General features: G+C 76.1%; 1 protein-coding gene. It reads right to left on the reverse strand.

Going from position 1 to position 1,083, the window contains the following annotated elements; genetic code table 11:
- On the reverse strand, window positions 1-1,083 hold a 1,083-nt coding region (locus OOT08_RS02275), incomplete at both ends, for a sensor histidine kinase (protein ID WP_325090930.1).

The raw sequence follows: 1,083 nt of genomic DNA on the forward strand, positions 1-1,083 counted from the left end.
GGCCTCGCCGCCCGGGGCACCGTCTGCGCGGCGAGCGATGCCCGGACCGGAGGCGGGGGCGGGCAGCGTGATGGCCACGGTCCAGGTCCGGACGGGGGCCCCGTCCGCAGCGGACGCCTCGCCCGCGCGGAGTTGGCCGGACTCAATCGTCGCGCCGATCCGCGCGGCCCGCTCGGCCATCGTGCGCTGGCCGATGCCCCCGCCCGCCGCGGTGGGCGGGCGGCCCTCCCGGACCGCGTTGGTGACCGAGAGGGTCCGCTCCCCCGCGAGCCAGCGCAGCGCGACGCCGCCGGAGCCCTCCTCCGCGTCCGCCCCGTGCCGGGCCGCGTTCACGAGCGCCTCCGTGAGGATGCGCAGGATCTCCCGCCCGGCCTCGGGCGGCATGGCGTCGAGGGCGGCGGCGAAGCCGTCGGCCTCCGGGTCGCCGCCGAGCCAGCGCACGGGGGAACCGAGCGCGCGGGCCTGGGTGAGCACGCCGGGCAGGGTGTCCGCGCTGCGCTCGGGGACGCCGACGCCGGGTTCCTCGCGGAGGAGGCCGATCAGGTCGTGCAGGTGCCGCAGGGCGCTCCGGCTCGCCCCGGCGATCGCCGCGAGATCCGTGTCGGTCACCGCGCGCCCCGCGGCCTGCCCGAGCTCGGCCGCCTCGGCGCGGAGGGCGATCGCGGCGAGTTGATTCGCCACGAGGTCGTGCAGCTCGGCCCCCGTGACCGCACGATCTGCGGCGAGCGCGGCGCGAGTTTCCTCGCGTTGTTGGCTACGGAGCAGTTCGAGGCGTCCCTCGCCGAGTTGGCGTTCGAGGTCGGTGCGGTCCCGTTCCAGGCGGAGGGAGGTGCCCCACCAGATCGGGAGGAGAAAGAGCGTGCTCAGGAAGAGGGTGCCGAGCAGCAGGTCGATGAGCTGGGTGCGGGCGATCATGCCCCCGGCGATGAAGAGCGGGAGTCCGCAGCCGAGCATCCAGAGCTGGGTGCGGGCGAGGCGGCGGCTCCCGTAGCGGGCGACGGCGTAGCTGGTGTCGGTGACGGCGATCAGGGTGACGAGGCTCGCGCCCGCGGTGAGGTCGATGAGGAAGGCGATGAGCGCGAG

Origin of the sequence: Leucobacter sp. M11, assembly GCF_035726885.1 — a bacterium.
Classification (GTDB): Bacteria; Actinomycetota; Actinomycetes; order Actinomycetales; family Microbacteriaceae; genus JAPFRB01.